At 55.8% G+C, this 15850-nt stretch carries 14 protein-coding genes and 2 pseudogenes; 8 read left to right on the top strand and 8 right to left on the bottom strand.

Features of this window, described 5'->3' with window-relative positions; all coding sequences use genetic code 11:
- Positions 1–38: 38 nt before the first annotated feature.
- Both ubiB and ubiE read right to left on the bottom strand, forming a co-directional pair.
- Complete coding sequence (ubiB, locus tag ACR3EJ_RS03020; protein ID WP_170546705.1) at positions 39–1568, bottom strand: 2-polyprenylphenol 6-hydroxylase; 1530 nt, start codon at positions 1566–1568, stop codon at positions 39–41.
- Positions 1569–2321, bottom strand: a complete 753-nt coding sequence (ubiE, locus tag ACR3EJ_RS03015) for a bifunctional demethylmenaquinone methyltransferase/2-methoxy-6-polyprenyl-1,4-benzoquinol methylase UbiE (protein WP_170546702.1) — start codon at positions 2319–2321, stop codon at positions 1569–1571.
- Positions 2322–2407: 86 nt separating this feature from the next.
- Here ubiE and mutM point away from each other — a divergent pair, with 86 nt between their 5' ends.
- The 6 genes from mutM (at position 2408) to recF (ending at position 8993) form a co-directional block, all read left to right on the top strand.
- Positions 2408–3259, top strand: coding sequence for a bifunctional DNA-formamidopyrimidine glycosylase/DNA-(apurinic or apyrimidinic site) lyase (gene mutM, locus ACR3EJ_RS03010; RefSeq protein ID WP_170546700.1), 852 nt, complete (start codon positions 2408–2410; stop codon positions 3257–3259).
- Between the two features lie 66 nt (positions 3260–3325).
- Complete coding sequence (locus ACR3EJ_RS03005) at positions 3326–4102, top strand: enoyl-CoA hydratase (protein WP_170546697.1); 777 nt, start codon at positions 3326–3328, stop codon at positions 4100–4102.
- A gap of 229 nt (positions 4103–4331) precedes the next feature.
- Complete coding sequence (gene rpsT / locus ACR3EJ_RS03000) at positions 4332–4595, top strand: 30S ribosomal protein S20 (RefSeq protein WP_010442545.1); 264 nt, start codon at positions 4332–4334, stop codon at positions 4593–4595.
- 541 nt (positions 4596–5136) lie between these two features.
- Positions 5137–6513 (top strand): chromosomal replication initiator protein DnaA, encoded by a 1377-nt coding sequence (gene dnaA / locus ACR3EJ_RS02995; protein WP_170473663.1) that lies wholly within the window; start codon positions 5137–5139, stop codon positions 6511–6513.
- A 221-nt stretch (positions 6514–6734) separates the two neighbouring features.
- On the top strand, positions 6735–7856 hold the full coding sequence (dnaN, locus tag ACR3EJ_RS02990; RefSeq protein WP_170473666.1) for a DNA polymerase III subunit beta: 1122 nt from the start codon (positions 6735–6737) through the stop codon (positions 7854–7856).
- 39 nt (positions 7857–7895) lie between these two features.
- Positions 7896–8993: a DNA replication/repair protein RecF gene (recF, locus tag ACR3EJ_RS02985; protein WP_170546693.1), complete on the top strand. Its 1098-nt coding sequence runs from the start codon at positions 7896–7898 to the stop codon at positions 8991–8993.
- Here recF and ACR3EJ_RS02980 read toward each other — a convergent pair.
- Entirely contained in the window at positions 8990–9556 is a 567-nt protein-coding gene (locus tag ACR3EJ_RS02980; protein ID WP_170546690.1) for a carboxymuconolactone decarboxylase family protein, read from the bottom strand. The genes recF and ACR3EJ_RS02980 overlap by 4 nt on opposite strands.
- Positions 9557–9654: 98 nt before the next feature.
- On the opposite strand from ACR3EJ_RS02980, the gene ACR3EJ_RS02975 reads away from it, so the two are divergent.
- Together ACR3EJ_RS02975 and gyrB are read left to right on the top strand one after the other, a co-directional pair.
- The gene (locus ACR3EJ_RS02975) at positions 9655–10227 is read left to right on the top strand and encodes a TetR/AcrR family transcriptional regulator (protein WP_170546687.1); all 573 of its coding nucleotides are present in this window, start codon (positions 9655–9657) and stop codon (positions 10225–10227) included.
- A gap of 102 nt (positions 10228–10329) precedes the next feature.
- Entirely contained in the window at positions 10330–12747 is a 2418-nt protein-coding gene (gene gyrB, locus ACR3EJ_RS02970; RefSeq protein ID WP_170546683.1) for a DNA topoisomerase (ATP-hydrolyzing) subunit B, read from the top strand.
- 348 nt (positions 12748–13095) lie between these two features.
- Here the strand turns inward: gyrB and ACR3EJ_RS02965 are convergent, their stop codons facing one another.
- The 5 genes and pseudogenes from ACR3EJ_RS02965 to ACR3EJ_RS02945 form a co-directional block, all read right to left on the bottom strand.
- The gene (locus ACR3EJ_RS02965) at positions 13096–13746 is read right to left on the bottom strand and encodes a hypothetical protein (RefSeq protein ID WP_480422629.1); all 651 of its coding nucleotides are present in this window, start codon (positions 13744–13746) and stop codon (positions 13096–13098) included.
- Positions 13747–13749: 3 nt separating this feature from the next.
- Positions 13750–13989 (bottom strand): integrase core domain-containing protein, encoded by a 240-nt coding sequence (locus tag ACR3EJ_RS02960; protein WP_480423312.1) that lies wholly within the window; start codon positions 13987–13989, stop codon positions 13750–13752.
- Positions 13990–14016: 27 nt separating this feature from the next.
- Positions 14017–14121, bottom strand: a pseudogene (locus tag ACR3EJ_RS02955) (hypothetical protein); the annotation flags it as partial.
- Between the two features lie 185 nt (positions 14122–14306).
- Positions 14307–14873 (bottom strand): annotated as a pseudogene (locus ACR3EJ_RS02950) (IS3 family transposase); the annotation flags it as partial.
- Between the two features lie 310 nt (positions 14874–15183).
- Positions 15184–15804 (bottom strand): cysteine hydrolase family protein, encoded by a 621-nt coding sequence (locus ACR3EJ_RS02945; protein ID WP_480422627.1) that lies wholly within the window; start codon positions 15802–15804, stop codon positions 15184–15186.
- Positions 15805–15850: the final 46 nt, after the last annotated feature.

The raw sequence follows: 15850 nt of genomic DNA, 5'->3' as shown, positions 1-15850 counted from the left end.
GAAGATATTTGTGGCCAGATGAAGCAGGCGGGTTGTTGTTAGCCGAATGTCATCACGACAAGTGTGGCTGCGATTCCAACGGCTGCGCCAATGGCGGCAGGTAGAAGCAACGTTGTCTTGCCGGAAGTTTGCTGGTCATCTTTCGTGGTTTGCGCAATCAGGGCGTTTTCAACCAGCGCAGGCAAGCGTGGGCCGAATCGGGCCAGCACCATTGCGGTCTTTCCAAAATCTCTCAGGGCGGCCCGGGGGCCGATGGAGCTTTTGATATAATCCTCGACGACCGGGCGCGCGACTTCCCAGATATTCATATGATCGTCGAGTGATCGGGCAACGCCTTCGACCACGACCATGGTGCGCTGCAGAAGAATCAGTTCAGTTCGTGTTTCCATGCCGAAGCGCTCGGTGACCTCAAACAAATAGCTGAGCAGTCGGCCCATTGAGATATGGGTCGCGTCCATGCCGAAGATGGGTTCTCCGACTGCGCGCAGGGCGCGGGCGAATTCGTCGACATCCTGGTTGGCAGGGACATAGCCGGCCTCGAAATGGACCTCGGCTACGCGTTTGTAGTCGCGGCGGATGAAGCCGAAGAGGATTTCGGCATAGACCCGACGGGTGTATTCGTCGATATGCCCCATGATGCCGTAGTCATAGGCAATAATATCTCCATTCGCGGCGACCTTCAGGTTCCCTTGGTGCATATCCGCATGGAAATAGCCATCGCGAAGGGCGTGCAGCAGGAAAAGGCGCAACACACGTTCTGCCAGATCGCTGCGGTTGTGGCCTGCAGCGTCCAGCGCGTCATTGTCGCCCAGCGGGATTCCATCGGCCCAGCTGAGTGTCATCACCCGGCGTGCGGACAAGGACCAGACGACCGGAGGCAGCCAGAACCCGGAATCATCCTTGGTGTTGGCGGCGTATTCCGAAGCAGCAGCGCTTTCCAGGCGCAGGTCCAACTCGCCGCGGACAACTCCGTCAAAATGCTCGATCACCTCCATAGGGCGCAAGCGACGAGCACCGGGGGCAAACAGGTCGACAATTCGGGCGGCGAAATAAAAGGCGTCTACATCTTTACGGAAGGCGCGTTCAATTCCGGGGCGCAGGACTTTGACGGCAACATCTTCACCCGTGCTGGCCAGCTTAGCTTTGTGGACCTGAGCGATCGAGGCTGCGGCGATAGGCTCGCTGAAATCGCTGAACATTTCTGTAAGGGGTTGGCCCAGCTCTTTCTCGACCTCGGCCATGGCTTCGGCCTTGGAGAATGGCGGAAGCTTATCCTGCAAGACACGCAGTTGTTCAGCCAGTTCATTTCCGACCACGTCGGGGCGGGTCGAAAGGACTTGTCCGAACTTGATATAGGCGGGCCCAAGAGCAGTTAGGGCGCGAGTTGCGGGCGGCATCTGGGGATCCCCTTTGTACCCCAGCCACTGAAATGGTTTGCCCAGAACATGTGCGAGGATGCGGATAGCCCGAGGAGCTTCGAACGCGTCCAATACCACGTTCATGGCACCCGTGCGCTCGAGCGTTGCGCCTGTGCGGATCAGGCGGATAATGTTGTGTGGGCCGCGCATCTAGATCTTCCAGCCGGAATGCAGTGCCGCGATACCCATGCTGAGATTGCGGTACTTGGCGTTTTCGAACCCGGCGGCGCGGACCATGGTCAGGAATGTCTCCTGATCCGGGAACTTGCGGATCGATTCCACCAGGTATTGATAGCTGTCGTAGTCATTGGCGATTAGTTTGCCCATGCGTGGAATGACGTTGAAGCTGTAGAGGTCATAGAGCTTTTGCAGTCCGTCATTGGGCAGTTGGCTGAATTCAAGCACCATCAGGCGACCACCGGGTTTCAGCACGCGATAGGCCTCGTTCAATGCCTCTTGCGGGCGGGTGACATTCCGGATGCCGAAGGAAATTGTGTAGACGTCGAACGTATTGTCCTCGAACGGCAGGGACATCGCATCGCCCACCACCCAGTTCAGGCAGTCGGACATCTGGTCGGCCTCGGCGCGCTGGCGGCCTTCGACCAGCATAGGCTCTGTCAGGTCCAGAACCGTGGCATGGCCGTGGCCCGCGCGTCTCAGGAAGCGAAAAGAGATATCTCCGGTCCCACCTGCAACGTCCAGCAATCGTTGACCGGGGCGTGGGGCAAGCCAATCCATCATTGCATCTTTCCAGACCCGGTGAATGCCCATCGACATGACATCGTTCATCACATCGTATTTCGAGGCGACCGAGTTGAACACGCCCTGTACGCGCCCGGCCTTGTCGGCCTCGCGCACGGTTTCAAACCCGAAATGAGTGGTCTTGTCGCTGTTGTTGGACATTTGCCTTGCCGTTCGTCGAATTTCGCCTCTGTTATAGGGCCATAAGAGGCGGGCACAATGCGGCCCTTTGGAATAGGAGCCATCTAATGCCTGAATTGCCCGAGGTCGAGACAGTAAGACGCGGTCTATCCCCGGCGATGGAAGGCGTCGTAATCCAAAGGGCGGACGTAAACCGCCCCGATTTGCGCTGGCCTTTCCCCGAGCGGATGGCTGAACGACTGACTGGGCAGCGCGTCGACCGATTGCGTAGACGATCGAAATACATTCTGGCCGATCTGAACAGTGGAGAAACACTGCTGATCCATCTTGGCATGTCCGGGCGTATGACCGTATCTGGTGATCCTCTAGGGCAATTTGCCCACAAACACCCGATGCCGGAAAAGCATGATCACGTAGTCTTTCATATGGCCAACGGCGCCCGTATCACTTTTAACGATCCGCGCCGGTTCGGAGCCATGGACCTGCTGCCGACGGTCACGGCAGAGGATCACAAGCTGCTGTCAGTTCTGGGACCTGAACCATTGGGTAACGATTTCCACGAACAGCACCTCATTGAGGCGTTCAAAGGTAAGAATAGCCCGGTCAAATCCGCGTTGCTGGATCAGGGAATCGTTGCCGGATTGGGAAATATCTACGTCTGCGAAGCGCTTTATCGCGGCAAGGTGTCGCCACGTCGCAAAGCCGGACAAATTTCTGCGTCGCGTGTTGGAGCACTGGTTCCGATCATCCGCCAGGTGTTGCAGGACGCGATTGAAGCGGGTGGTTCATCCTTACGTGATTTCCGCCAAGCCGATGGAGAACTTGGATATTTTCAGCATAGTTTTGATGTTTATGGGCGTGAGGGAAGGCCCTGCAGAACCGATGGATGTAGTGGTGAAATCAAGAGAATCACCCAGTCCGGTCGCTCATCCTTCTACTGTGCGCAATGCCAAAGATAACTTGATCCAGCGAATTCGCGTGGTAAGGAATCGTACTTGAACGGAACAACCGGAAGCTTACACCTCATGGCTTTTGAGACGATCATCGTCGAAATCGAAGACCACGTCACCCTAATCAAGCTCAACAGACCAGATGCGATGAATGCGCTGAACACCCAGTTACTGGGTGAGTTGTGTGATGCGCTGGAAGAAGCAGACAGCAACGACAAGGTGCGCTGCATCGTCATCACCGGTTCGGACAAAGCCTTTGCGGCTGGTGCGGACATCAAAGAGATGTCCGAGATGAGCTATGTCGATGTCTTCAACATCAACCTTTTTGCCGACGCGAATGACCGGGTTTCGGCGATCCGCAAACCGATCATTGCCGCTGTTGCGGGTTATGCGCTGGGCGGAGGTTGTGAGCTGGCAATGCTGTGTGATTTCATCATCGCGGCGGATACGGCCAAGTTCGGCCAACCCGAGATTAATCTGGGCGTCATCGCAGGACTCGGCGGCAGCCAGCGTTTGACACGATTTGTCGGCAAGTCCAAATCAATGGATATGAACTTGACCGGTCGGTTCATGGACGCGGAAGAGGCCGAGCGTGCGGGGCTGGTCAGCCGCGTCGTGCCTGCCAAGAAGCTGATCGAAGAAGCAACCGGTGCGGCGCAGAAGATCGCTGAGAAGTCGCAGATCACGGCAATCGCGGCCAAGGAAGCCGTGAACCGCAGCTATGAACTGCCACTGAGCGAGGGCATGCTGTTTGAGCGCCGTGTGTTCCATTCGATGTTTGCAACTGAAGATCAGAAAGAGGGCATGGCCGCGTTTCTGGAAAAACGTGCGGCTCAGTTCCGCGACAAGTAACGATAACGGACATTCAGTGAATTCAGGCGGGCTTGGTCCTGCCTTTTTTCTACTGAAGCTCTTGCGAAGAATCAGCTTGGCAAAACCTTTAAACTTGGGTAGAGACCGCCGTCATACATGCGCGTGCGGCCCGCTTGGCCCGACTCACACTCGTGATTTCTGATCCGGTGCGGATATGTCCGTGGCGCGCAACCCTAGATAACCGTACCGAACAAAAGGTCAGAGACACATGGCAAATTCGCCCCAGGCAAAGAAACGCGCTCGTCAGAACGAAAAGCGTTTTGCTGTAAACAAAGCGCGCCGTTCGCGCATCCGCACACATCTGCGCAAAGTTGAAGAAGCAATCGCATCCGGTGACAAGGACGCGGCTACCGCTGCCCTGCGCGCCGCTCAGCCCGAGCTGATGCGCGGCGTCACCAAAGGCGTCTTCCACAAGAACACCGCAGCTCGCAAAATGTCGCGCCTGTCGGCTCGCGTCAAAGCGCTGGGCTGATTCTTTGGGAAAACGCGTCAAGCGTTGATTTGCGAAAAAGGCGTCGCGCATAGCGGCGCCTTTTTCATTGTTGCCGGAAAGCCGCGTCTTCACGAAGCGGAGAGATTCTTTCGCCCTGAACCCCGAGTCAATATCAGAGTTTCGTTGCCCGGACCCATGGGCTCTTGCTACGACTGAGTCAGCGATTCACTCGCTTGGGGGGACAGGCTGTTCTGGGTATCTGACTGACGGGCATCAGTAGGAATCCGGAACGAATGTTCGAAAATCGGCTTCGGTCGATTGGACGATCTGCTCTGGGTCTCGGGTTTTCCGATGATCTTGGCCCTGTCGAAAAATTGGATTGTGACGCGCCACCCCGTTTTCGGGGTTGTGCCGACCGTTGGACAATGCGGTATCGGATTGCGCTGAACGTCAAAATGACCCGCCAGACCTTGTGGCCTGGCGCATGGGTATCCTTGTGGGTGGACGCAATAAACCGGTATACCGGACTATTTTGATAAGGCTGACAGGCCAATAAAGAATGGGATGCGTGAGGCGCCGAATGACACAAGAGAAATGGGGACAGTTGCGGAACAAGTTGATGAAGGCTGTTGGTAAGAACAACTTCACGACCTGGATCGAACCTTTAGAGTTTCAGGGATTGCAAGATGGCGTCGCAGTATTTTCTGTGCCGACCAACTTCATGGGAAACTACGTAAGTCAAAATTTTGCTGATCTAATTCTCTATGAACTGAACACGGCGGGCGAGCCTGTTCAGCGCCTTGCCTTCCGCACCGCCGCCAATTCTCCGACCCGTCCGGCGCAGGCCGAGACCCCAAAACCCCAAGCCGTTCCGCAGCCCGCAGTTGTTGAGGCCTCGCATGATGCGCTTGAGGCGTTACAGGCGGCACCGCTGGACGCGCGCTTTACCTTTGACAGTTTTGTTGTTGGTAAGCCGAATGAGCTGGCTCACGCCGCCGCGCGCCGCGTTTCCGAAGGCGGGCCCGTAACATTCAATCCGCTGGTGCTCTACGGGGGTGTCGGTCTTGGTAAGACGCACCTGATGCACGCCATTGCTTGGGAGCTGAAAACCAAGCATCCCGAACTAAACGTTCTGTACCTGTCGGCAGAACAGTTCATGTACCGTTTTGTGCAGGCCCTGCGTGAGCGCCGGATGATGGATTTCAAGCATCTGTTCCGCTCGGTTGACGTGCTTATGGTTGATGACGTGCAGTTCATCGCGGGTAAGGATTCGACGCAGGAAGAATTCTTTCATACCTTCAACGCGCTAGTGGACCAGAACAAGCAGATCATCATTTCGGCCGATCGCGCGCCGGGTGAGATCAAGGATCTTGAAGACCGGGTAAAGTCGCGCCTGCAATGCGGCCTTGTCGTCGATCTTCATCCCACAGACTACGAATTGCGTCTGGGAATCCTGCAGAACAAAGTGCAGCAATACAGCAGCACTTATCCCGATCTGACCATTGCTGATGGTGTATTGGAATTCCTTGCACACCGCATTTCGACAAATGTGCGCGTGCTGGAAGGGGCGCTGACCCGGCTCTTCGCCTTTGCCTCGCTGGTTGGGCGTGAGATCGATATGGAGTTGACGCAGGATTGTCTGGCCGATGTGCTGCGCGCATCCGAGCGCAAGATCACCGTCGAAGAGATCCAGCGCAAAGTCTCGGACTATTACAATATCCGCCTCAGCGACATCATTGGCCCCAAACGGCTGCGGTCTTATGCGCGACCGCGTCAGGTAGCGATGTATCTGTGCAAGCAGCTGACCAGTCGCTCGTTGCCAGAGATCGGTCGCCGGTTTGGCGGGCGTGACCACACCACGGTCATGCATGGCGTCAAGCGCATCGAAGAGTTGAAGCTGACCGATGGCCAGATTGCCGAAGATGTCGAGATGTTGCGTCGGGCACTGGAAGCCTGAATTACGTCTGTTTTAAAAACGCCCCGTGCCACCCGGCCGGGGCATTTTCATGTGCGCAATAATCCACGATCGCGCGCGAACTGGCGGTGGGATGGCCGGTTGGCCTTGACGGTTTAATCATTCCAACCCAGAAATTCACAAAAAATCCTTGTGCCTCAGGGCGGAACCGGTAACTTGCCAGTCCCGCCCATGTGCGCACTCAAGCCAGAGGAACTGAGGGTATGAAGATCAGCATCGAACGCGGCACCCTTCTCAAGGCCGTTTCGCAGGCCCAATCCGTTGTGGAGCGCCGCAACACCATCCCGATCCTGGCCAATGTGCTGATCGAAGCCGAGGGCGATCAGGCGCTATTCCGAGCAACTGATCTGGATATTGAGGTTGTCGACAAGGCACCTGCGCAGGTCGAGAAAGCTGGAGCGACAACAGTCGCCGCCACAACGCTGCATGAGATTGTGCGCAAGCTGCCCGATGGAGCGCTGGTGACCTTGACTGCCGACAGTGCGGCTGGGCGACTGACGGTAGAAGCGGGCCGATCGAATTTCTCGCTGGCGACGCTGCCGAAAGAAGATTTCCCGGTCATGGCGTCCTCGGAATACCAATCGAACTTCACCGCGTCGGCGGCGCTGTTGCGGCGGTTGTTCGACAAATCGAAATTTGCGATCTCGACCGAAGAGACGCGATATTATCTGAACGGCGTTTACATGCACGTAGCGGATGGCTCCGAGGGCGGCAAGGTGCTGCGCTGCGTGGCGACCGATGGCCACCGTCTGGCGCGCATTGATGCGGATTTGCCGGACGGTGCGACGGATATGCCGGGTGTAATTGTTCCCCGAAAGACCGTGGGTGAACTGCGCAAGCTGTTGGATGATGATGAAATGGACATCGCCGTCTCGGTCAGCGAAACCAAGGTGCGGTTTGCAACGCCAGACATCACGCTCACCTCGAAAGTGATTGATGGGACCTTCCCGGACTACACGCGCGTCATCCCTCAGGGCAACACGCGCAAGCTAGAGGTTGACGCTGCCGAATTCGCGCAGGCCGTTGATCGTGTAGCGACGGTGTCTTCGGAGCGCTCGCGTGCCGTGAAACTGCAATTGGATGCGGACAAGCTGGTTCTTTCAGTGAATGCACCCGACAGTGGTGCGGCTGAGGAAGAGTTGGCTGTCGCCTATGGGGATGAGCGTCTCGAAATTGGTTTTAACGCGAAATACCTGCTCGAGATCGCTTCCCAAGTGGACCGCGAGAACGCTGTCTTCATGTTCAATTCCGCTGGTGATCCGACGCTGATGCGCGAAGGCAACGACCAAAGCGCTGTTTACGTCGTAATGCCGATGCGCGTCTGATTGCCCCGACTGGGTGATCTCTAACGAAAGGGAGGGGTCATGGGATTGGCCCTGACCGAGCTTACGGTCTCACATTTTCGGTCTCATAAGTTGGCGCGCTTGTCTTTGGATGGCCGTCCAGTGGCAATCCACGGGCCGAACGGGGCCGGCAAGACCAACATTCTGGAAGCAGTCTCGTTATTTTCACCCGGGCGCGGGATGCGGCGTGCAAGTGCCGCCGAGATGACGCGGCGACCTGAGGCGTTGGGGTGGAAACTTTCTGGTTTGCTTGAAGCTCAGGGCCAGCGGTATGAAATTGAAACGTGGTCCGAAGGTGGCGCAGCACGGCAGGTTCGGATTGATAACAAGACGGCCAGTCAGATTGATCTGGGCAAGTTGGCGCGCGTTGTTTGGTTGATCCCCTCGATGGATCGCTTGTGGATTGAGGGTGCCGAGGGTCGGCGGCGGTTTTTGGACCGGATTGCGCTGAGTTTTGATCCGTCTCATGCCGAAGCCTCACTGATCTATGAAAAGGCGATGCGCGAGCGGAACCGATTGCTGAAAGAGCAGGTTCGAGACGCCCATTGGTATGCGGCGCTGGAAGGACAGATGGCAGAGATGGGGCACCGTATCCACGCGGCACGAAGGGCGGCTCTGGAGCATTTGCGCGCGGCTCAGGATCAAGCGGAAACGGCGTTTCCTTCGGCGGAGTTGGAACTTGTTCAGACCGAAGGAGCGATGCCTGAAGCTACGGAAGATTTGCGCGAAGCGTTGAATGAAAGCCGGTTTCGGGATTTGGCTGCGGGACGTACGTTGGTTGGGCCGCATCGTTCAGATCTTTATGGAGTGTTTGCGGCCAAGGGTGTGCCCGCCAAAGACTGTTCCACCGGAGAGCAAAAAGCGCTGTTGGTTTCGCTGATCCTGTCGAACGCGCGGGCGTTGGCGGGCATGGTCGGGGCGCCACCGATTGTGCTGTTGGATGAGGTCGCTGCTCATCTGGACGCGGACCGTCGCGCCGCGCTTTACGATGAGATTTGTGCGCTGGGCGCTCAGGCCTGGATGACGGGCACCGGGCCTGAGCTATTTGCGGAATTGGGCGACCGGGCCCAAACATTGGTTGTAACCGAGGGCGACGAAGGCTCGGTTGTAACTGCTTAGGCAGGCTCGCTGACTTTACGCTCCCACAGGAAGCCGCGCATAACCTGGTCGACCGGTGTTTTTGCCATGTGATTCACGTAGTTCGACATGGTTTTCTGCGCCAGTCCCAGAACCACGTCCAAAACCGCGCGGTGGGAATAACCTGCTTCGAAGAACGCCTGCAGTTGTTCTTCGGTCGGGTTGCCACGGGTTTCCATCACCTGCAGGGTGAAAGTGCGCAGTGCCTCAAGCTTTTCCGAGGGAAGCGGAGTTTCGTTGCGCAGTGCCTCTGTGATCTCGTCCGAGACCTTCATCATCTTAGCGATTCCAGTGTGGGCGGGCACGCAGTAATGGCATTCGTTTTCTACGTTGATTGTCTGCCAGACAACGGTCTTTTCGTCATTGTCGAAGTCGGTCTGCAGGAAAAGGCCGTGTAGAACCTGATAGCCTTCCAGGTGTTGTGGGCTTTCGGCCATTACTTTGTGCAGACCGGGCAGGCGCCCGAATGCAGCCTGTGATTTTTCAAGCAGCGGCTTGGATCCTTCTGGGGCAGTTTCGAGGTCGTGGGACGGGAAATTGGCCATGTCAAACTCCTGTTTCTGGCGAGATGGGTCGTATTTAGGGTTTCTTGAGTGATCACTCAAGTATATATTTGAGCGAACGTTCAAGTATTGGTGAGACCATGCCCCGCAAGCCCTCATACGACCGAGACGCACTAATCGCGCAGGCTCGTGATATTTTTTGGCGTCACGGCTGGGCTGGAACGTCGCTGAAAGACCTTGAGCGCGAGCTGAAGCTGAAACCGGGCAGCTTCTACGCGGCGTTCGGGTCGAAAGATGCGCTCTACGCCCTGGCGTTAGAGCGGTATGCGCAGGATGGGGTTGCCAGCATGAGGACCTTGGCCGAGGAACTGGGTCCGCTCGGCGCGCTCAAGGCGCAGCCACGTCGTGTAATCGAGGCATCAGAGCTGCCGACCAAAGCCTGCATGTTGGCGAAAACTTTTGCCGAGTTGCAGGCCAAGGATCACGATCTGGCCGCTCAGGCACGTACTCATATGGTTTCGATGAAGACTTGTTTTGCAGACCTGTTTCGCCGCGCGCAGGATGCCGGAGAAATCGCCCCTGATCATGACCCGAACCGCCTTGCCTCGCGCTATCAATCTGACCTTTTAGGGCTGCGATTATCGGCCGAACGCGACGATGTGAATGCAGCAGAGATCGCCGAAGATATTGCAGCAGACCTCGATCGGCTTTGATCTGCAAATAAAGCGGATCAGAACCACAAAATGTTGGGGGATCGCGTGACATTCCCCACCAGAAAACGTATAAGTTACCAAAATAATATAGGTACTAACGGCATGTCCGAAGACGCACAGGCACCCCAGGAATACGGCGCTGATTCCATTAAAGTTCTCAAAGGCTTAGAGGCGGTTCGCAAGCGCCCTGGCATGTATATCGGGGACACGGATGATGGCTCGGGTCTGCACCACATGGTATACGAGGTCGTGGACAACGGAATTGACGAGGCGTTGGCCGGTCATGCCGACCATGTGACCGTGAAAATCCACGCCGATTCCAGCGTTTCGGTCAGCGACAACGGCCGCGGGATTCCGGTGGATATTCACCCCGAAGAGGGGGTCTCGGCTGCCGAGGTCATCATGACTCAGCTGCACGCAGGCGGCAAATTCGACAGCAACTCGTATAAGGTGTCGGGCGGTCTGCACGGTGTGGGTGTTTCGGTCGTCAACGCGCTGTCCGATTGGCTGGAACTGCGCATCTGGCGCGCTGGCAAGGAACATGTAGCGCGGTTTGAAGGTGGAGAGACGGCGGAACATCTGAAAGTCGTGGGCGAATGTGGGGATCGCACCGGGACCGAGGTGCGCTTCCTTGCCTCGACCAACACGTTCTCGAACCTCGAATACTCGTTTGAAACGCTGGAAAAGCGCCTGCGCGAGCTGGCCTTCCTGAACTCAGGCGTGCGGATCATCCTGATCGACGAACGCCCGGCAGAGCGACTGGAAACCGAGCTGTTCTACGAAGGTGGAGTCAAAGAGTTCGTCAAATACCTGGACCGCTCCAAGACCCCTGCGATGCCCGAACCGATCTACATCAAGGGTGAGCGCGACGATATCGGCGTCGAAATCGCCATGTGGTGGAATGATAGCTATCACGAGACGGTTCTGCCCTTCACCAACAACATCCCGCAGCGGGATGGCGGCACCCATGTCGCGGGCTTCCGTGGCGCGCTGACTCGGACGATCAACAACTACGCTCAGTCCAGCGGGATCGCGAAAAAGGAAAAGGTCAGCTTTACCGGCGATGATGCGCGTGAAGGCCTGACCTGTGTGCTGTCGGTGAAAGTACCTGACCCCAAATTCTCATCCCAGACCAAAGATAAGCTGGTGTCGTCCGAAGTGCGCCCAGCGGTCGAGGGTCTGATGAACGAAAAGCTGTCCGAGTGGTTCGAAGAAAACCCGAACGAGGCAAAGGGCATCGTCGGCAAGATCATCGAGGCCGCTTTGGCCCGTGAGGCCGCCCGTAAGGCGCGCGAACTGACCCGCCGCAAGACGGCGATGGATGTGAATTATCTGGCCGGAAAGTTGAAAGACTGTTCCGAGAAAGACCCATCCAAGACCGAAGTTTTTCTGGTCGAGGGGGACTCGGCGGGCGGCTCCGCCCAAACGGGCCGAGATCGACTGACTCAAGCCGTTCTTCCTTTGCGCGGGAAAATCCTGAACGTCGAACGCGCTCGGTTTGACCGAATGCTGTCGTCACAGGAGATCGGTAACCTTGTGATGGCGCTAGGCACCGGCATTGGTCGCGATGAGTTCAACATCGAAAAGCTGCGCTACCACAAAATTGTCATTATGACCGATGCGGATGTCGATGGTGCGCACATCCGGACCCTGCTGCTGACGTTCTTCTATCGGCAGATGCCGGAATTGATCGAAGGGGGGTATCTCTACATCGCGCAACCGCCACTCTATAAAGTTTCTCGAGGTAAATCCGAGGTTTACCTGAAGGACCAGGCTGCGCTTGATGAATATCTGGTTAATCAAGGCGTCGAAGGTGCGGTTCTAAAGCTTGGTTCCGGTGAAGAATTAGTTGGCCAGGACCTGACCCGCGTCGTCGATGAAGCGCGTCAACTGAAACGTGTGCTGGATGCGTTCCCAACCCATTACCCGCGTCATATCCTTGAGCAAGCCGCCGTCGCCGGTGCTTTTGTGCCAGGTGCGGTGGATGCTGACCTGCAAGGCGTGGCCGACAAGGTTGCGGCCCGTTTGGATTTGATCGCACTGGAATATGAACGCGGCTGGCAAGGCAGGATCACACAAGATCACGGCATCCGCCTGGCCCGTATCCTGCGCGGCGTGGAAGAGGTTCGCACCCTGGACGGCCCCATGCTCCGCTCGGGCGAGGCGCGCAAGACCGGCAGCTTCACCCAAAGCCTGCAAGAGGTTTATAACACTCCGGCGACCTTGATCCGCCGCGATCGGTCCCAAATCATCCACGGCCCGCTGGATTTGCTGCGCGCGATTCTGGAAGAGGGCGAAAAGGGCCTGTCGCTGCAACGCTACAAGGGTCTGGGTGAGATGAATCCGGACCAATTGTGGGAAACCACACTCGATCCAGATGCCCGGACACTATTGCAGGTTCGAGTTGACGATATGGTTGAGGCCGATGACTTGTTCACCAAGCTTATGGGCGACGTTGTGGAACCACGCCGAGAATTCATTCAGAAGAATGCGCTAAGCGTCGAGAATCTGGATTTCTGATCTAGTGTAGGGACGCGCACAAACCTTCACGCACCTCATAAGTTTGCACGATTTGCCCATAAGTTTGCACTGTTTCACGATAATAGTGCAGAGGAGAGCAAGTAAATCGCCTTATGCGGGTGTCGAAGGATAGGTTTCAGTTGCTCAAGGATTGAACACCTGATCGCGATACCAGATCAGGTTCCCCTTGTGCCCAGCAGTTTGACCAGAGACCTGCTTGGAATGTCCAGAAAACGAGCTCATTGCCGGTGCGGACAATTTACTAGAAAACCTAGGTGTCCCGTCGTCCTTGAAAGTCACCAGACCCTTGTCAAATGCTGTATCCCATGATGCTGACAGCAAATAGCTTTATTCGGATACCCTAAGGTCTGTAGCTCGTTCAGCTCTCTTTTCGGGCAGTGTCGCAAAGCGAATACCCTTTAAGGAGAGCTTGTCGCGCAGGTCGTTCATCCTATGCAAGTCATATGCGCTTCCTTCGGGCACAATCATGAGAATTTCGGGCACAAGTTTTTGAATTAACGCCAATTGCCCCAGTATACCGATAATATCGCGGCGGTTGACTTGACTACGATATGACTTTGTTTCGATTGCAAACCGGCGTCCGTCTGCACAGTCCACGACAAGATCGGGTTTGACCGGTTCGATGACTTTGCCTGAGAGAATGGTGACATGACTGGTGTTGAACAACTTCGCCCCAAAGCGTTCGAAGTAGTCGGTCACGATGGTTTCGAACTGCTGAGCTCTTTCCGGTGCAGAAATCGCAGCGCTGGTGACTGAATTAGGCGCCTGCTTTCTCTTTTTTCGTAGTTCGTCATACTTTTTCTTGAGCGCAACCTGACTGGAATGGCCCGCAAAGACTTCGGCGGCCGATTTTTTGGCTTCCGAAGGGTCCAATTCATTCATTTTCATCAGGAACATCACCAGGGTCATGCCGAGCCATGGAGGTCTCGCGGCAAAGATATCCGGGTAATTTTGCTTTAACCAAGCGCTTACATTCACTGTCTAGCCCCCGTGTTCTGGGCCATCTCGGACTAGAGTTTCGGGGACTGGTGGGCGCATGTTGAGGGCCTGATGCGGTCGGGTGTGGTTGTATTGCCTGAGCCAGCAATTGATCACGATCTGTGCCTGCTTGGTCGTTGTGAACCATTCGGAATTGAGAACCTCGCGGCGGAGCGTTCCATTGAACCTCTCGTTGTATCCGTTCTCCCAGGGAGAGCCCGGGTAGATCCGGATCGGGTTCACACCGACCTTCTCGAGCCAACTCTGGGTTGCCCGTGAAGAGAACTCTGGGCCGTTATCGCTTCGAACGAAATCAGGCTTTCTGTGGCGCAGGAACAGCCCGTAGAGAACCTCCAGCACATCTTCAGAACCCATGCGGGTCCGAACTTCCACTGCGAGCGCCCGGGTGTATTCATCCAAACCGTGAGCATCTTGTAGCTCCGCCCATTGCTCAGCTTGTCGTGAACGAAATCGACGCTCCAGACATGGTTAGGATGCGTCGGTCGGAGTCGAATGATCGAGCTGTCCTTGTGGTACAGGCGACGCTTCTTCTTGTGCCGCTGCGGGAGTTGCAGACCTTCCTCCCGCCACAGCCGTTCTACCTTCTTGTGATTGACACGCCAGCCCTCGACCCGAAGTAGCTGCGCCACCTTACGGTAGCCATACCGGCCATAGCTCTTGGCCAGACGGATCATGGCCAGTCGAAGAGCATCATCGTTCTTCTCTACGGCCTGGTATTGCATGGAGCTGCGTGCAAGGCCGACCACCTTGCAGGTGCGACGCTCTGATGTGCCAAGCTTCTGGCGAGCATGAATGACGGCCTGACGAAGTTGGCTCGTCGTCAGGCCCTCGGTTTTAGGTAGTTCAGACTTTCTTTGAGGATCAGCTTGTCCAGTTCCAGTTCGGCCACGATCTTCTTCAGCCGGGTATTTTTTCTCCAGGCTGCGCAACTCCGACAGTTGCGACTTGCCCATGCCACCGAACCGACGCCGCCAATTGTAGTAGGTCGCATCGCTGACACCGACACCACGACAGGCTGTCCGAACATCGTCGCCATCTGCCAGCTTCAGTTCAATCTCACGCAGCAGCTTCAGAATATCTTCGTCCGAGTATCGCTTCCGAGCCATCCCTTGTTCCCCCTTCTCGGCCAAAGTAGTGGCCCAAGTTTAGGGGGCAAAGACAAGGGCATCAGCGTCTGTCTGAGCGTTAGCTTCAATATCTCTAGTCCTGTTCGCATTATTCGCGCTGACGGCTGGATTGCGATGCAATAGAGGTTTTCAAGGGCTTTAGTCGCAAACTCAAAGGTTTGTATTGAAAGTGTCGATACCTTCTGCATCAAATGGGCAAGTCCAAGGCGTTCAAGCGACAAAAACCTCTGCCCGTTTCCGCACCCAAAAAACTGTGCACCCCAACGGGCACAAACGTTTCGATTGCAACTTAGAGCGACGTAATCGCACTGATTACTACTTCTCGGCTCTGAACAGCGCCAGTTTGTAGATATTCCATTGCTTTGAGAGCAGCTTCATGGGCTTGGACAGATGACCCGCCAACGCAGTCCTCTACAACGCGGCAGAAGTAGTCTGATTGGTGGCCATCGACGAATGTGTAGTGCACACAAACATCCGTCAAACCGCCGCATAACAAAAGTGTGTCTACCTTTAAACCGCGCAGCAGGATTTCGAAATCGGTGCCAAAAAACGCAGAGTACCGTCGCTTCGGTACGATGTAGTCACCTTTGCGATATCCCATCTCATCTTTTGCAACTTCCGTTCTTGGATCACCTTCGAGACAGTGTATGTCTTCGTCACCATCCAGTTCACGGCCGAAGTCTATCCTATCGGGACGATGGACTTCTTGGATGAAAATGACTGGCACATTGTAATCATGTGCGGCATCAACCAAATCACGCGCAGCGATCATGCGCTCTTTGTAACCCGGCATGTTGTCGATGGAGCGTACTTCGCTGTCATCAATAAAAGTGCTCTTTTGAATGTCGATTACGATTAGGGCAGGTCTACCCTCGATCAGTTTCCTGGCTTGTTTGGTTTTAGTTGTCATGTTCGACCTCTAATTTGCCAGGTCGTCCTGAAAAAAACGCCCTTGC

Source organism: Ruegeria sp. AB11 (assembly GCF_056536325.1).
The sequence above is the reverse complement of the archived record's forward strand: the minus strand, read 5'-3'. Positions and strand labels throughout refer to the sequence as shown.